General features: G+C 56.4%; 13 protein-coding genes. 3 read left to right on the forward strand and 10 right to left on the reverse strand.

Annotation, left to right across the window (positions count from 1 at the left end; all coding sequences use genetic code 11):
- Positions 1 to 251: 251 nt before the first annotated feature.
- The 4 genes from nrdD to treR form a co-directional block, all read right to left on the reverse strand.
- A complete protein-coding gene (nrdD, locus tag IP581_RS02515; protein WP_086872937.1) occupies positions 252 to 2387 on the reverse strand; it encodes an anaerobic ribonucleoside-triphosphate reductase in 2136 nt (711 codons plus the stop codon).
- 384 nt (positions 2388 to 2771) lie between these two features.
- Positions 2772 to 4427, reverse strand: a complete 1656-nt coding sequence (gene treC / locus IP581_RS02520) for an alpha,alpha-phosphotrehalase (RefSeq protein WP_193821677.1) — start codon at positions 4425 to 4427, stop codon at positions 2772 to 2774.
- A gap of 45 nt (positions 4428 to 4472) precedes the next feature.
- Positions 4473 to 5891: a PTS trehalose transporter subunit IIBC gene (treB, locus tag IP581_RS02525; protein WP_086872935.1), complete on the reverse strand. Its 1419-nt coding sequence runs from the start codon at positions 5889 to 5891 to the stop codon at positions 4473 to 4475.
- 127 nt (positions 5892 to 6018) lie between these two features.
- Entirely contained in the window at positions 6019 to 6966 is a 948-nt protein-coding gene (gene treR, locus IP581_RS02530; RefSeq protein WP_193821678.1) for a trehalose operon repressor TreR, read from the reverse strand.
- Between the two features lie 195 nt (positions 6967 to 7161).
- Here treR and mgtL point away from each other — a divergent pair, with 195 nt between their 5' ends.
- The 3 genes from mgtL to IP581_RS02545 all read left to right on the forward strand — a co-directional run bounded on the left by mgtL (position 7162) and on the right by IP581_RS02545 (position 12602).
- Positions 7162 to 7212 (forward strand): mgtA regulatory leader peptide MgtL, encoded by a 51-nt coding sequence (gene mgtL / locus IP581_RS24080; protein ID WP_228007843.1) that lies wholly within the window; start codon positions 7162 to 7164, stop codon positions 7210 to 7212.
- A gap of 139 nt (positions 7213 to 7351) precedes the next feature.
- Positions 7352 to 10060, forward strand: a complete 2709-nt coding sequence (mgtA, locus tag IP581_RS02540; RefSeq protein ID WP_193821679.1) for a magnesium-translocating P-type ATPase — start codon at positions 7352 to 7354, stop codon at positions 10058 to 10060.
- Between the two features lie 157 nt (positions 10061 to 10217).
- Positions 10218 to 12602 (forward strand): beta-N-acetylhexosaminidase, encoded by a 2385-nt coding sequence (locus IP581_RS02545; RefSeq protein ID WP_193821680.1) that lies wholly within the window; start codon positions 10218 to 10220, stop codon positions 12600 to 12602.
- A gap of 46 nt (positions 12603 to 12648) precedes the next feature.
- On the opposite strand, the gene ridA is transcribed toward IP581_RS02545, so the two are convergent.
- The 6 genes from ridA to IP581_RS02580 all read right to left on the reverse strand — a co-directional run bounded on the left by ridA (position 12649) and on the right by IP581_RS02580 (position 16743).
- On the reverse strand, positions 12649 to 13035 hold the full coding sequence (gene ridA / locus IP581_RS02550) for a 2-iminobutanoate/2-iminopropanoate deaminase (RefSeq protein WP_017459089.1): 387 nt from the start codon (positions 13033 to 13035) through the stop codon (positions 12649 to 12651).
- Between the two features lie 74 nt (positions 13036 to 13109).
- Entirely contained in the window at positions 13110 to 13571 is a 462-nt protein-coding gene (gene pyrI, locus IP581_RS02555; RefSeq protein WP_193821681.1) for an aspartate carbamoyltransferase regulatory subunit, read from the reverse strand.
- 11 nt (positions 13572 to 13582) lie between these two features.
- Positions 13583 to 14518, reverse strand: a complete 936-nt coding sequence (gene pyrB, locus IP581_RS02560; protein ID WP_065369960.1) for an aspartate carbamoyltransferase — start codon at positions 14516 to 14518, stop codon at positions 13583 to 13585.
- Positions 14511 to 14657: a pyrBI operon leader peptide gene (locus tag IP581_RS02565; protein ID WP_020456307.1), complete on the reverse strand. Its 147-nt coding sequence runs from the start codon at positions 14655 to 14657 to the stop codon at positions 14511 to 14513. Before IP581_RS02565 ends, pyrB begins: the two co-directional genes overlap by 8 nt.
- 99 nt (positions 14658 to 14756) lie before the next feature.
- On the reverse strand, positions 14757 to 15236 hold the full coding sequence (locus IP581_RS02575; protein ID WP_086872929.1) for an arginine repressor: 480 nt from the start codon (positions 15234 to 15236) through the stop codon (positions 14757 to 14759).
- A gap of 103 nt (positions 15237 to 15339) precedes the next feature.
- Positions 15340 to 16743, reverse strand: coding sequence for a YfcC family protein (locus IP581_RS02580; protein ID WP_193821682.1), 1404 nt, complete (start codon positions 16741 to 16743; stop codon positions 15340 to 15342).
- Positions 16744 to 16786: the final 43 nt, after the last annotated feature.

Consider the following 16786-nt stretch of genomic DNA (forward strand, 5'->3'; position numbering starts at 1 on the left):
CGCATTTGGCGCTGTAGCTGCGTTGGCTACTCTCGCGCACCCGGGTCACTTACTTATGTAAGCTCCCCGGGATTTACTCGTTTGCCGCCTTGCTACAACGTCAACTGCTTAGAGGAAACGTATCAGAGAAAAATCGTAGCGGCAGAAAACGTAGGCCCGATAAGCGTAGCGCCATCGGGCAATCAGGTACGGTGAAGTCACTGACCGTGTGCCCGGCGCGGGTAAACGCCACTCACCGGGCGACGGAGGTGTTAACCGATTTGCCCGTTGCCGAGGTGTTTCACGCGGCGTTTCACTTCTTCCTGCTTGCCAGCGTTGAACGGACGTGCGTCCGGGCTGCCGAGGTAGCCGCAAACGCGGCGGGTAACGGAAACGCGGGACGCGTCGTGGTTACCGCATTTCGGGCAGGTAAAACCTTTGCTGGTGCATTCGAACTCACCGGTAAAACCGCACTCGTAACACTCATCGATTGGCGTGTTGGTGCCGTAATACGGCACATGCTGGTAGCTGTAATCCCAGACATCTTCCAGTGCGCGCAGGTTGTGCTGAATGTTCGGGTACTCGCCGTAGCAGATAAAACCACCGCTGGCTAACGGCGGGTACGGCGCTTCGAAATCGATTTTGTCGTACGGGTTCACCTTTTTCTCGACATCAAGGTGGAAGCTGTTGGTGTAGTAACCTTTATCGGTTACCCCTTCCACTACGCCGAAGTCAGCGGTATCGATACGGCAGAAGCGGTCGCACAGGTTTTCGCTCGGCGTACTGTAAAGGCTGAAACCGTAGCCGGTCTCTTCTTTCCACTGATCAACCGCCTGGCGCAGACGCTCAACGATCGCCACGCCTTTGGCACGCAGTGCTTCACTGTCGTAGATGTGCTTATTGCCAGACAGGGCGTTAATCGTTTCGTGAATACCGATATAACCCAGCGAAATCGACGCACGGCCGTTTTTAAAGATCGGCGCGATATCATCATCCGCTTTCAGGCGCACGCCGCAAGCCCCTTCCATATACAGGATGGGCGCAACGCGGGCTTTCACCCCTTCGAGGCGCGCGATACGGGTCATCAGCGCTTTTTTCGCCAGTTGCAGGCGGCTGTCCAGCAGTTTCCAGAACGCCGCTTCATCGCCTTTCGCTTCCAGCGCGATACGCGGCAGGTTAAGACTGATGACACCGAGGTTGTTGCGCCCGTCGTGGATCTGTTCGCCGTTCTCTTCATACACGCCAAGGAAGCTGCGGCAGCCCATCGGCGTTTTAAACGAACCGGTCACTTTCACAACCTGATCGTAATTGAGGATGTCCGGGTACATGCGCTTGCTCGCGCACTCCAGCGCCAGTTGTTTGATGTCGTAGTTCGGATCGTCGAACTTGTGATTCAGACCATCGCGAATAGCAAACACCAGTTTCGGGAACACGGCGGTTTTACGGTTTTTACCCAGCCCCGCAATGCGGTTACGCAGGATTGACTGCTGGATCAAACGGGATTCCCAACTGGTGCCCAGCCCGAAACCGAAGGTGACAAAAGGAGTCTGACCGTTCGCGGTATGCAGGGTGTTAACTTCATATTCCAGCGACTGGAACGCGTCGTAACACTCTTTCTCGGTGCGGCTGCGCGCATAGCCATCGGCGTCAGGAATATTCCACTCGCTGGCGACTTTGCGGTGTTTTTCGAAGCTGGCGCTGACGAACGGTGCCAGCACTTCGTCGATACGGTTGATGGTGGTGCCGCCATAAATATGGCTGGCGACCTGGGCGATAATCTGCGCGGTAACCGCCGTGGCGGTAGAGATCGATTTTGGTGGTTCAATCTCCGCGTTGCCCATTTTGAAGCCGTGGGTCAGCATGCCTTTCAGATCGATCAGCATACAGTTGAACATCGGGAAAAACGGCGAGTAGTCGAGATCGTGGTAGTGGATCTCACCGCGTTCGTGCGCCAGTACCACATCGCGCGGCAGCAAGTGCTGGCGAGCGTAGTGCTTGGCGACAATCCCGGCCAGCAGATCGCGCTGAGTCGGGATCACTTTGCTGTCTTTATTGGCGTTCTCATTGAGTAGCGCCGAGTTGGTTTGCTCAACCAGACCGCGAATATCCTGGTTCAGACGGCCGCGTTTTTCACGGGCGATATCGCGATCGTGGCGATACTCAATGTAGGCGCGCGCCAGTTGTTTATACGGCCCGGACATTAACTGGTTTTCGACGGCAGTCTGGATTTCGCTAATATCGACCTGCGATCGGCCCTGCATCTGACGACTAATAACCTCTGCGACGGTGGCGCAATAGTCTGCGTCATCGACTCCCGCTGCTTTAGCTGCACGCAAAATCGCTTCTTGAATGCGCTCTGACTTGAAAGGCACTTTACAGCCGTCTCGTTTCATCACATGCGGTGTCATGATCACTCCATTTTAGAAAACAGGTTATCCACAGTATGAGGACGCGCCGACTGGCTGGTTATTCATTACTAAAACCAATAAGTTTGTCCCGTCCTGGCCCGTGTTATCCACAGCGTGTATCGCTTTCGCGGTGGTCAGCTTGTTCGAATAATAGTCGATTAATACAACATATAGGGCCGGGGTGCATTCTAATTTCTATATATAGTGATTTGCATCAAACATGTTTACGCTTTTATTGACTCAGAACAAAGTAAAAACCGGATAGCGCAGGGGACGGGCATTCAGAAGAAATATAAATTCAGTGATTATTTCGTTGACTAAAAATGCAGCAAAAACAGCAGGTTTATGCCTGCTGTTTTTTTGCGCCAGGGAAGTGAAAAACGCTTATTTTTGATGCCACCAAACGGCTTCGAATGGTCGCAGGGTCATTTCAGCAGGAACAGGGGAAACTTCCGCATAGTTGCTGATGGCAACCTGCCAGTCACCTGGCAACGTTTCTGGTCGCCACGGCTGGAATTGATTGCTGAGGTTGGCGATAACCAACAACGTTTCTCCCTGCCACTGACGGCGGTAACACCATAAGTGCGGATGAGTGGGGAGCAGATCCTGATAATCGCCCCAGTTGAGTATCGGCAAGTTTTTACGCAGGCGAATCAACGACTGGTAGGTATAGAACACCGAATCGCGATCGTTAACCGCGTTTTCGACGTTGATTTCCCGATAGTTATCGCACAGACCAATCCACGGATCGGCGGTGGTGAAACCGGCATTTTTACGCGCGGTCCACTGCATGGGCGTGCGGCTGTTATCGCGCGATTTGCTGGCGAGGATCGCCAGCAGCTCTTCCGGTTCGCGCCCGGCCGCCCGCAGTTCAGCAAACATATTCTGGCTTTCCACATCGCGGTAGTCGGTAATGCGCGCAAAATGCGGATTGGTCATGCCAATCTCTTCGCCCTGATAGATGTACGGCGTGCCCTGCATGCCATGCAGCACCAGCGCCAGCATTTTGGCGGCGGGCACGCGCAACGCGCCTTCATCGCCAAAGCGCGACACAATGCGCGGTTGATCATGGTTACACCAGAACAGCGCATTCCACGCCACGTTGTGCATCCCTTGCTGCCAGTGGCGGAACAGCGATTTCAACGCCACGAAATCCGGTTTCGCCAGCGACCATTTTTCGCCGTCGGGATAGTCGACTTTCAGATGGTGGAAATTAAACGTCATCGACAGCTCACTGCCGTCGAGCGCACCGTAGCGCTGGCAATGTTCCAGCGTGGTGGAGGACATCTCACCCACCGTCATTAATTCGCGTGGGCGAAAAACCTCGCGGCTCATCTCTTGCAAAAATTCATGGGCGCGCGGGCCGTCGGTATAAAAACGTCGCCCGTCGCCGCGGTGATCGTCGGGGAAATCCTGCTGTTTGGAGATTAAATTCACCACATCGAGACGCAAACCGTCGACACCGCGATCGGCCCAGAATGTGCAGACTTTTTTCAACTCGTCGCGCACCGCCGGGTTTTCCCAGTTGAGATCTGCCTGCTCTGGCGCGAACAGATGCAAATAGTACTGGCCGCTCTGGCTGTGCCAGCGCCATGCGCTGCCGCCGAATTTCGATCGCCAGTTATTCGGCGGCGTTTCTGGTTCGCCGTCGCGCCAGATATAGAAAGAACGGTAGGGGCTCGCCGGATCTTGCGCCGCCTGAAACCAGGCGTGTTGCGTCGAGGTATGGTTAAACACCATATCCAGTACCAGCCGGATACCACGCTGGTGCGCCTGGGCGACCAGTTCATCAAAATCTGCCAGTGTGCCGTAAAGCGGATCGATGGCGGTGTAATTCGCGACGTCGTAGCCGTTATCCACCTGCGGGGAAATATAAAATGGCGTCAGCCAGATGGCGTCGACGCCGAGGGTTTGTAAGTAGTCGAGGCGCGTTATCACGCCGCGTAAATCACCGGTGCCTGTGCCGGTCGTGTCCTGAAAACTCTTTGGGTAAATCTGGTAGATAACGCCGTTTTGCCACCAGTGGGGAAGGGTATTCATCATGATTTCCTGCGAAAACGAAGGGGCGCAAACGCGCCCCAAAAATTACACAATCTGTAATGTGCCGTGACGGAACTTACGCTGATAAACAAAGGAGGTCAGCACCAGCGGGATGACAACCGCCACCGCTGTAGCCAGTGCGAAGACCTGCCAGAAAGCGGGTTGAATCGAGAGAAAACCTGGCAGACCGGCCACGCCAATCCCGTTCGCCAGCACGCCGTTAAGGCCGCACAACAACCCGGCAAGGCCGGAACCGATCATCGCGCACAGCATCGGGAAGCGGTATTTCAGGTTGATGCCGTACATGGCCGGTTCGGTTACGCCGAGAAACGCGGAGATAGCCGCCGGAACCGAGATTTCACGCTCATTCTCTTTACGGCTGGAGATAATGATGCCCACCACCGCCGAGGCTTGTGCAACGTTTGACAGCGCAATCAGCGGCCACACCGGTGTCCCGCCCATGTTCTGAATCATCTGCATATCGATAGCCAGCGTGGTCTGATGCACACCGGTAATCACCAGCGGCGCATAAAGGAAACCAAACAGTGTCGCGCCAATCGGGGCGAAGCTGCCGGTCATCAGATGGCGAACCGCCCATGCCACGCCATCACCAATCATGCGGCCGAACGGGCCGATTAACGCATGCGCCAGGAACACCGCCAGGATCAGTGAACACACCGGAACAATCACCAGATAGAGGGAATCCGGCACCAGCTTTTTGAGCCGCGTTTCAATGATGCCGAGCGCCAGGCCCGCCAGCAGCGCTGGGATCACCTGCGCCTGATAGCCCACTTTTGCGATGCTGAACAGACCAAAGTTCCATACTTCCGGCACTTGCGAGCCCAGTAAATAAGCGTTCATTAATTGCGGAGAAACCAGCGTCACACCGAGGATGATACCGAGGATCGGCGTTCCGCCCATTTTGCGCACCGCAGACCAGCAAACGCCGACCGGCAGATAGAAGAAGACCGCTTCGCCAATCAGCCAGAGAAAGTCATACACGGTTTTCAATGGCGGAAAGATCTGCACCAGCGTCTGGCCGTTGCTCATTGGAACATCGCCGACAATGTTGCGAAAACCGAGGATCAAACCGCCACTAATCAGTGCGGGCAGCAGCGGGAAGAAGATTTCCGCGAAGTGGGAGATTAAGCGCTCATGCCATTTCATATTTTGTCGCGCTGCCTGTTTGGCCTGCTCTTTATCCGCATGAGCCAGACCGGTAGCGGCGCGCAGCGCCTGATAGTAGTCGCCGACGTTGGTGCCGATCACCACCTGGAACTGCCCGGCGTTGGTGAAACTGCCTTTGACCATCGGTAGCTGGTCAATCGCTTTTGGGTCGGCGGCGGCCGGGTTGTTTAATACAAAACGTAAACGGGTAATACAGTGACTGACCGTCGCGATGTTTTCGCGCCCGCCAACCAGCGTAATAAGTTGTTCGATATCTGATGGATTGACTTTGCTCATCCTGGTGCCTCTCGGGGGGAGAAATGATGCGTAACTTGACCGAGGCAAAGCGTAACCGCAGGCAAAAAAATTAAAAATGGGAACGTTCCCGAAACTTGGCGAGGATCACAATAAACGATAAAGCGGCTTAAACGAGGCGGGCAGGGATCACGATTTGGCGAGGCGTGGCGCGGCCATTGACCTGTTCTATTAATTGCGCGGCGGCCTGGCGACCCGCTTCGGCGTAACCGGGATCAACGGTGACAATTTCCGGGTGCAGAAACTTCATCAGCGGCGTGTTGCCGACGCTGGCCAGTTGCAGATTATCAATGCGCTGTTCCTGCAAATATTTACTGGCACCGAGTGCCAGCGTATCGGTCGCGCAGAGCAGCGCGGTGGTGTCAGGGGTTAAAACGTGGGCGACATGTTCATAACCCTGCTTCATGGCAAGGCCCGGTAGGGCGAACCTGGGTTCGAGCTGGTGTTTTTGACAAAATGCCATATAGGCGTCGTGGCGGCGTTTGCCGGTGGTGGCATCGCTGTGCGGTACGCCAATAAAGCTGATATGGCGGTGCCCGCGAGCGTAAAGATTTTCCATCAACAGTTGGATTGCGCCGTCATCGTCGTAACAGACCGAGGCGAAACCGCTGGCGTCGCGCGCCAGCAGCACCAGCGACGACTGCCAGGAGGTGAGCAGGCTTTCGGTGACGCCGGTAAAGCCAAACAGCACCACGCCATCAATATTCCGGTGGCTCAGCATCTGCAAATGTTCTTCGACCAACCGCGGTGAGAACTGGCTTTCCATCATAATCGGGTCATAACCCTGTTCGTAAAACGCCGGGAGCATGGTCTGTACGGCAAGGTTTTCAGAGAGAGAATCCAGACGCGAAACGATAATCGCCACCACTTTATCGCTCTGTCCGCGCATGGCGCGCGCGGAGCGGGAAGGGGAGAAACCGTGCTGATTAACCACCGCTTCCACCCGTTCGCGTGTGCGCTGGCTTACGCCGCTTTCGTTATTCAGCACACGGGAAACAGTGGATTTGCCCACGCCGCTTAAACGTGCGATGTCTTTGATTGTCAGCCGGTTTTGCATACTTCAATCCTTTCCTGATGGGGGCGGGTTGCAGGATAAAGGAGTTTTGCATCCCTTCCAAGCGCCAGCAATGAGCAAAGTCTGGTTTATACACTTTGTGCTACCAATTGGCGGTGTGTATATGTTTGGTTTAATTCAGCGGGTCTATGATACCGCTACGTTATGATTCGCCCTTCACACCTTACCGGAGGCCAGATGGATCCCGATCCCACCCCTCTCCCGCGACGGAGATACTTTTTCCGGTAAGCCTGCTGTTGCTGCCTTACCGGATGCGTAAGGCAGCGACGTCGTTTTCGTCCCTGCCCGATTAAAAACGCCAGCTGGCGCGGCTTTGCTATGCCAGTTATAAATCGCACCCGCGTGACGCGGGGGCAAGGACACTATCATGCTGAAAAACATTACCCGGCAGCTTTTCGCTCGCCTCAACCGCCATTTACCGCATCGTCTGGTACAGCGCGATCCGCTCCCCGGCGTGCAACATATCGCGCAGGGCGCAATTCCCGCTTCGATGGGTGAACGCTGCCTGCAGATTGCTGCGATGGAACATGAGCAGCTCTGGCACACTTTCGCCAGCCATCCGGAAGGGCTGAACCCGCAAGAAGTGGAACTGGCGCGGGAAACCCACGGCGAAAACCTGATCCCGGCGCAGAAACCCGCCCCCTGGTGGGTGCATTTGTGGGTGTGCTATCGCAACCCGTTTAACCTGCTACTGACCTGCTTAGGCATTATTTCCTATGCCTCCGAAGATCTGTTCGCCGCCTGCGTGATTGCGCTGATGGTAGCGATTTCGACGCTGCTCAACTTTCTGCAAGAGGCGCGTTCCACCAAAGCGGCCGATGCGCTGAAAGCGATGGTTAGCAACACCGCGACAGTGCTGCGTGTGGTGAATGAGAAGGGTGAGAATGGCTGGTGCGAATTGCCTATCGACCAGCTTGTGCCGGGCGATATCGTCAAGCTGGCCGCAGGCGATATGATCCCGGCGGATCTGCGCGTGTTGCAGGCGCGGGATCTGTTTGTCGCTCAGGCCTCGCTGACTGGCGAATCTTTGCCGGTGGAGAAAGTGGCGACGACGCGCCAGGCCGCGCAGCGCAACCCGCTGGAAGCCGATACCCTGTGCTTTATGGGCACCAATGTGGTGAGCGGTACGGCGCAGGCGATGGTCATCGCCACGGGCGGCAACACTTGGTTTGGTCAACTGGCCGGGCGGGTCAGTGAGCAGGAAACCGAGCAAAACGCCTTTCAGAAAGGCATCAGCCGCGTCAGCATGTTGTTGATCCGTTTTATGCTGGTGATGACGCCGATTGTGTTGCTGATCAATGGCTTTACCAAAGGCGACTGGTGGGAAGCGGCGCTGTTTGCGCTGTCGGTTGCCGTGGGGTTGACACCGGAAATGTTGCCGATGATTGTCACCTCCACGCTGGCGCGCGGTGCGGTGAAACTGTCGAAACAGAAAGTGATCGTGAAACATCTGGACGCCATTCAGAACTTTGGCGCGATGGATATCCTCTGTACCGATAAAACCGGCACCCTGACGCAGGACAAAATCGTGCTGGAAAATCACACGGATATCAGCGGTAAAGTCAGCGAATTGGTGTTGCACAGCGCCTGGCTGAACAGCCACTACCAGACCGGGCTGAAAAACCTGCTGGATACCGCCGTGCTGGAAGGTGTGGACGCGGAAGCGGCGCAAACGCTGGCGGCGAGCTGGCGCAAAGTGGATGAGATCCCCTTTGATTTCGAGCGCCGCCGCATGTCGGTGGTGGTGGCGCAGCAGGCGGATGTACATCAACTGATTTGCAAAGGCGCGTTAACGGAGATCCTCAGCGTCTGCTCGCAGGTGCGTTTCAACGGCGAAATCTTCCCGCTGGATGACACCATGCTGCGCCGCATTGAACGGGTGACCAGCACGCTAAACCGCCAGGGGCTGCGCGTGGTGGCGGTGGCGACCAAATATCTGCCAGCGCGTAGCGGTGACTACCAGCGTATTGATGAGTCGGATCTGATCCTCGAAGGTTATATCGCCTTCCTCGATCCGCCGAAAGAGACCACCGCACCGGCGCTCAAAGCGCTGAAAGCCAGCGGTATCACCGTCAAAATCCTTACCGGCGACAGCGAACTGGTAGCGGCGAAAGTGTGTCACGAAGTGGGGCTGGAAGTGGGCGATGCGCTAACCGGCAGCGAAATTGAGCGCATGAGCGATGATGAGCTGGCGCAAATGGCGAAGCACATTACGCTGTTTGCCCGTCTGACGCCGATGCATAAAGAGCGCATTGTCCGTCTGCTGAAACGCGAAGGGCACGTAGTCGGTTTTATGGGCGATGGCATTAACGACGCCCCGGCGTTGCGCGCGGCGGATATCGGGATTTCCGTCGATGGCGCGGTGGATATCGCCCGCGAGGCGGCAGATATTATTTTGCTGGAAAAGAGCCTGATGGTGCTGGAAGAGGGGGTGATTGAAGGGCGCCGCACTTTCGCCAACATGCTGAAATACATCAAAATCACTGCCAGCTCCAACTTCGGTAACGTCTTCAGTGTGCTGGTGGCGAGCGCGTTTCTGCCGTTTTTGCCCATGTTGCCGCTGCACTTGCTGATTCAGAATCTGGTCTATGACGTATCGCAGGTGGCGATCCCGTTTGATAACGTCGATGACGAGCAGATCGCTAAACCGCAGCGCTGGAATCCGGCGGATCTGGGCCGTTTTATGATCTTCTTCGGCCCGATAAGCTCCATCTTCGACATCGTGACGTTTTGCGTGATGTGGTGGGTGTTTAAAGCCAACGTGCCGGAAGCGCAAACCCTGTTCCAGTCCGGCTGGTTTGTCGTCGGTTTGCTGTCGCAAACGCTGATTGTGCATATGATCCGCACCCGCCGCGTGCCGTTTATCCAGAGCCGCGCCGCCTGGCCGCTGGTGGCGATGACGCTGATGGTGATTTGTGTCGGCATTGCGTTGCCGTTCTCGCCGCTGGCGCAATACCTGCAATTGCAGGCGCTGCCGCTGGCGTACTTCCCGTGGCTGGTGGCGATCCTTGCAGGTTATATGACGCTCACGCAGTGGATGAAAGGGTTCTACAGCCGCCGTTACGGCTGGCAGTAAACCTTCACCTGACTCCGGCCTGTGCTTAGCGCACAGGCCGGGTATTTCTCTCAATTCCCGCAAGCTGTGATCCCTGTCGCCCGGCGTGCTTGACGCTCCTGAGGGCGCATGTTAACAAAATGTTTTCCCTCGCCTGACCTCTTCTGAAGGAACATTTATGTTGCGTTACAGCCTGTTAACTGCCGGGTTGCTGCTCGGCTCTACCGCTTTTGCTGCGCCCGCAGGCGACTTGCCGCTGATGCCGTGGCCGGCAAAGGTTGAACGTCCGGCAACGCAGGGCTCGCTGGTATTGGCGGACGCGCTCTCTGTCAGCGTCAGCGGCGACGATCTGGGCGACGCCGTTACGCGATTGCGCCAGCGTATCGCCCGGCAAACCGGCTGGACGCTGCAGCCGCAGGCCGAAAAACCGCAACATCCCACCATTTCGATAACCATCGCCAAAAAAGTGGCGCCGCTGCCGAGGCTGGATAGCGATGAGCGCTACACGCTGACCATCGATGCGAATGGCGTGAAAATTGCCGCCAATACCCGTTTTGGCGCACTGTGCGCCATGGAAACGCTGCTCCAGCTAATACAAAACGGCACGGAAAATACCACCTTGCCGTGGGTGACCATTGACGATGCGCCGCGCTTCCCGTGGCGCGGTTTACTGCTCGATTCCGCCCGTCATTTTGTGTCGGTCGAGGACATCAAACGGCAGATCGACGGCATGGCGGCGGCGAAACTGAACGTGCTGCACTGGCATTTAACCGACGATCAGGGCTGGCGTTTTAGCTCAAAGCGTTACCCCAAATTGACGCAACTTGCCAGCGATGGCCTCTTTTACAGCGAAGAGCAAATGCGCGAAGTGGTGCGCTACGCCACAGCGCGTGGCATTCGCGTGGTGCCGGAAATCGACATGCCGGGACACGCTTCGGCGATTGCTGTCGCCTACCCGGAACTGATGAGTGCGCCGGGGCCGTATCAGATGGAGCGCCACTGGGGCGTGTTGAAACCGGTGCTGGATCCGACAAAAGCGGCGACATATGCCTTTGCTGAGGCGATGGTCAGCGAACTGGCGGCGATCTTCCCGGATGCGTATCTGCACATTGGTGGCGATGAAGTGGACGATACGCAGTGGAAAAACAACCCGGCGATCCAGCAATTTATGCGCGACAACAAACTGGCCGATAGCCACGCATTGCAGGCCTATTTCAACCGCAAACTGGAGGCGATCCTCGAAAAACATCAGCGCCAGATGGTGGGCTGGGATGAGATCTTCCACCCGGATCTGCCCAAAAGTATTGTGATCCAATCCTGGCAGGGACAGGACGCGCTGGGCGAGGTGGCAAAGCAGGGTTACAAAGGCATTCTTTCGACCGGTTTTTACCTCGATCAGCCGCAGTACACCGCCTATCACTATCGCAATGAGATTGTGCCGCAGGGCTTAAATGACGTGGATGTGATAGCCGATAACGACAGTGCGCAAAGCTGGTCGTTTTCGATGCCGCGCCTGAAAGGCAGCCCGGTGGAAGGGATGTTTACGCTGGTGAAAGGCGAAAGTGGCTGGCGCGGATTTATTGATTTCAAAGGTAAATCCCGCCGCGCCGTGCAGCATATCGACTGGCGAAGCGACAGCCAGGTCAGTTTTGTCGTTGATACGTGGATGGGCGAAACCCGCCCGGTCATCACCCTCTCCGACGATAAACTCGGCGGTTACTTCCTGCTGGGTAACGCGCGCTATCCGGTCACCGGCGCGCGGCTAAACGAGGTGCCGAAAGGCATCGCGCCTGCCATACCGGACGCCAGCCAGCAGGCGAATTTGCTCGGTGGCGAAGCCGCGCTGTGGGCGGAAAATGTGGTCGCGCCGGTGCTGGATATCAAACTGTGGCCGCGCGCGTTTGCCGTGGCGGAACGTTTATGGTCGGCGCAGGATGTGAACGACACCGACAACATGTACAGCCGTTTGCAGGCGATAGATAGCTGGTCCACGGTGTCGGTCGGCCTGCAACAGCATAGCCAGCAACTGGTGCAATTCACGCGCCTTGCGAACAGTGCTGATACATTACCGCTACAAATCCTCGCCCAGGCTATCGAACCGGCGCACTACTACACGCGCCAGCACCTGAAATTCCAGGCCGGTAACTATCATCAGTTCGAGCCGTTGAACCGCTTTGCCGATGCGCTGGCACCGGAGAGCAGCACTGTTCGCCAGATGAACCAGTGGGTTGACAATGTAGTGAGCGACGCCGAAGACAGCACCAGCGCCGTGGCGCTGCGCCATCTGTTTAGCCGCTGGCAGGCTAACACCAGCGATGCGCTGGCGCTTAGCGACAGCAACTATCAGCTAAAAGCGATGCGACCGGTGATTTTGCAGGTGGATAAGCTCGCCACTATTGGGTTGCGGCTGACGGATTTGGTGGCGCGTCAGGGGACGCTGGATGATGGCGAGATAGCGTCTATTCAGCGCGAGCTGGATAACGCGGCGCAAATTCAGGACGAAGTGGTGATAGCGGCGGTCTATCCGCTGGAAAAACTGCTGCGCGCCACGCGCAACCAGTAATAAAAAAGGCAGCGTAAGCTGCCTTTTATCTCTCGCCTGGCCGCAATCAACGGCGAACGGCGATGGCTTCAATCTCGATTTTCACGTCTTTCGGCAGACGAGCGACTTCCACGCAGGAACGCGCCGGGAAGCTGGCGTTATGCTCGTTGAAAAACGCTTCATAGGTGGCGTTAACGGTGGCGAAATCGTTGAGATCTTTTACGAAAACGGTGGTTTTCACGATGTCGCCGACTTTCAGACCCGCAGCTTCAACAATCGCTTTCACGTTGTCCAGCGACTGACGCGCTTGCGCCGCCACATCTTCCGGTACGCTACCGGTCTTTGGATCCACCGGGATCTGACCCGAGGTCAGGATCATGTTGCCAAGATCAACAGCTTGCACATAAGGGCCAATCGCTGCTGGCGCATTTTCCGTGGCGATAACTTTGGTCATAATTACTCCTGAATGACAGCGGTATTGAGGTTCCGCCCCATTATAGGGAGGGAAAAACGCAATACCAACCGCAATTAGTTAGCCAGCACCACATGGTGCGAGAACTCTTTCTCACAATATTTGCACTTCAGCGCGATGTCGTTTTCGCGTTTTTTCACCGCAAAACTGGAGGCAACTGGCTCTGCATGGCTGATGCAGTTGCTGTTCGGGCAGACGAGCACGCCCGTAATGCGATCCGGCAGGCTCGGGCGCGATTTGCCCACCACTTCATACTCATCAATGCGATTAACGGTGGCCTGCGGCGCATACAGCGCCAGCTGGTTTACCTGCTCGTCGGTCAAGAAGGTGTTCTCGATCTTGATCAAATCTTTGCGCCCCATCTCGCCGGACGGTAGATTCAGGCCGATGGTGATGCGCTGGTCGGTTTCTGTCAGCTTAAACAGCGTCAGCAGTTTAAACCCGACGCGGGCGGGAATGTGGTCAATCACGGTGCCGCGTTTGATGGCTTCGACCTGCAGTTTGTTATCGTGTGTCATTGTCTCTCTCCTTACAGCGCCAAATCGCGATTGAGAACCAGCGCCAGCAGAGCCTGGCGGGCGAAGATACCGTTACCGGCCTGCTGGAAATACCAGGCGTGCGGTGTTTTATCCACGTCGGTGGTAATTTCATCCACGCGTGGCAGCGGGTGCAGCACCTTCATATTGCTGCGCGCGTTAGTTAAATCGCTGGCGCGCAGAACAAATTGGGCTTTGACGTTGGCGTATTCCGACGGGTCCAGACGCTCTTTCTGCACGCGCGTCATATAGAGAATATCCACCTCCGCCATCACCTCTTCGATGCTGGCGTGTACGCTCCAGGCCATGCCTTTTTCGTCCAGCATATCGAGAATGTACTGCGGCATTGCCAGCGCGTCCGGGGCGATAAAGTAGAAGCGGTTGCCGCTGAATTTCGCCAGCGCCTGCGCCAGCGAATGGACGGTGCGGCCATATTTCAGGTCGCCGACCATCGCGATGTTGAGGTTTTCCAGCCGGCCTTGTGTTTCCTGAATGGTGAACAGGTCGAGCAGCGTTTGCGTCGGGTGCTGGTTAGCCCCGTCACCAGCGTTGAGCACCGGAATGCCGCCGGAAAACTCGGTAGCCAGACGCGCCGCGCCCTCCTGGGGGTGGCGCATGACAATGGCATCCACATAGGTGCTGATCACCGAAATGGTGTCGGCCAGCGTTTCGCCTTTTTTACCCAGCGACGTGTTGCTGCTGTCGGAGAAACCGACCACGCTCGCGCCGAGGCGGTGCATGGAGGTTTCAAACGATAAACGCGTGCGGGTGGAGGCTTCAAAGAAGCAACTGGCGATCACTTTATGCTTGAGCAACTCCGGCTGCGGGTTGGCCTTCAGTCGTGCGGCGGTGTGTAGCACCAGTTCGAGTTCTTCGCGGCTGAGATCGTTTATGGAAATGATATGTTTCTGATATAGCGGGTTAGCCATGGTTATCTCCTGACGACTGCGCAAAAAAAAGCCCCTCAATAGAGGGGCTGTGGAATTCGGTGATCAACGGGAAGGAAAACGGCAGGCCAGCGCCTTTTTTCAGACGCGGTAAGACAGTTTGTCGTACACACTGATTCATGCTTCCTCCCGGCAAATTGTCCCGGATTATACGCAGCTGTTTTCGCGGATCAAGCGATTGATGCACATTTTACGCAATGCAAACGGTTCTCTTTGAATATTAATGCGTTCTAAGTAAATAATTAATTTGCTTATGCACCAGCGCCGTGTGCTTCACGATCCTCGGTGCGACCCAGACGATACTGCTTCCTGCCACCACGCCGAGGATCTCCGGCAACTGGTGGTAATCCAGAATACGTGCCACTGCGCGGCCATATCCCGCTACGGTGTGAATAAGGATAAATTCGCTATTGTGCTCAACGCTAACCACCATTTCGGAGACGGAGCGGGCGGCGTCCGGCACCGGGCGCGACTGCGGATTGAGCGAATAAATTTTTTGCCCTTTGGCGTTGCGGATTTTGATTACGCCGAGCAACGTCAACAGACGGGAAACGGTGGACTGGCTGATGCTGTCGAAACCGTGGCGCTGCAAATCACGCCGGATCTCCTCCTGTGAAAGATAACTCTTTTCGCTAATCAGGCGCTGGCAGACCGCCAGTTGTAGCTGCTCTTTCGGTGAATAATCTCCATATTCCATCATCTTTTACCCGTAGTAGTTAGCGAAACAAAACGCCCGGCAACGCCATGCTTACCGGGCTGACATATTATCCACAGACCGGGGCCGCAAAGCGCCACCCGGCGCGCTACAGCAGAGCGCCAAGGCTGAGTGCCGCCATGATCACCACCGTTAATATCGCCAACAAGGGGGCGACCCACTTCAGGTAACGCACATAGGGGACATGGGCGATAGCCAGCCCACCCATCACCACCGCCGACGTAGGCGTCACCAGGTTGACGATGCCGGAAGCCGATTGGTATGCGGTAACCACCAGATCGCGGTTGACGTTAGCGAAATCGGCCAACGGCGCCATGATCGGCATCGTCAGCACGGCGAGGCCAGAGGAGGAGGGCACGAGGAACGACAGCACCACTTCCAGCCAGTACATAACGTTGATAAACGCGACGGTGGATAGCCCGCTGACCATGCCTTCAGCACTGTGCAAAATAGTATGAGTAATCATGCCTTTATCCATGATCACTACGATACCGCGGGCAATGCCGATAATCAGCGCTACGCCCAGCAGATCCCGCGCGCCGTTGATAAATGTTGAGGTCAATTCCTCTTCGCTCATACGGGCGATCAAACCCACGATGATGGCGCTTGCCAGAAATACCGCTGAGATCTGCGCCATCCACCAGCCGAGCACCGCCACGCCATAAATCATCACCACAAAGGCCAGTGCGAAGATAAGCAGGATCAGCTTGCGCACCGGGGTGAATTCGAGCATCTCCGGCGATTTATTACCGAGGAAAAACGCCCGATTTTCCTCTTGCTTATCGGCGATGATCGACGCCGCCGGGTTGGCGCGTACCTTACGGGCGTAGCGCATCACCCAGGCAACACAGATAATCCAGCCAATCACCAGCAGCGCAACACGCAACAGGATGCCGTGGGTGAACGGGATCCCGGCGGCGTTGGCGGCGATCACCGTGGCGAACGGGTTGATGGTTGATCCGAGCGTGCCGATCCCCGCGCCGAGCAGCACGGTGGAGGCGGCGACAACCGGATCAAAACGGGCGGCGAGCATCACGGGAACCAGCAGCGTATAAAACGGCAGCGACTCTTCGGCCATACCGTAGATGGTGCCGCCTGCGGCAAACAGCGCCATCAGGATCGGGATCATCCACTCTTCACGACCACGCAAACGGGTAGTCACGCGCTCGATCCCGGCGTCGATGGCGCCGGTTTTGGTGACGATGCCCAGAAACCCGCCGATGATCAGAATAAACAGCGCCACATCAATGGCACCGGCCTGGCCGGTATCGGGATCGTAAAGGCCGCTTATTGGTGCCATGATCACGGCGATTAACCCTTGAGGATGCGCGGCGACATGCGCATAAGTACCGGCAATCGGCACCTCTTTACCGAGGGCCGGGTTCATTGCCATCTGGTATTGCCCGGCGGGGATCACCCAACTGAGCGCGGCGACAATGGCAATCAACAAAAAGAGAATGGTGTAAGCGGAAGGGAACTTGAACTTGCCCATGATGTGCTCCTTAACCCCGGCGCACCTGCGGCGCGCCGGGGGA

Source organism: Kosakonia pseudosacchari, assembly GCF_015167415.1.
GTDB classification, from domain to species: domain Bacteria; phylum Pseudomonadota; class Gammaproteobacteria; order Enterobacterales; family Enterobacteriaceae; genus Kosakonia; species Kosakonia pseudosacchari.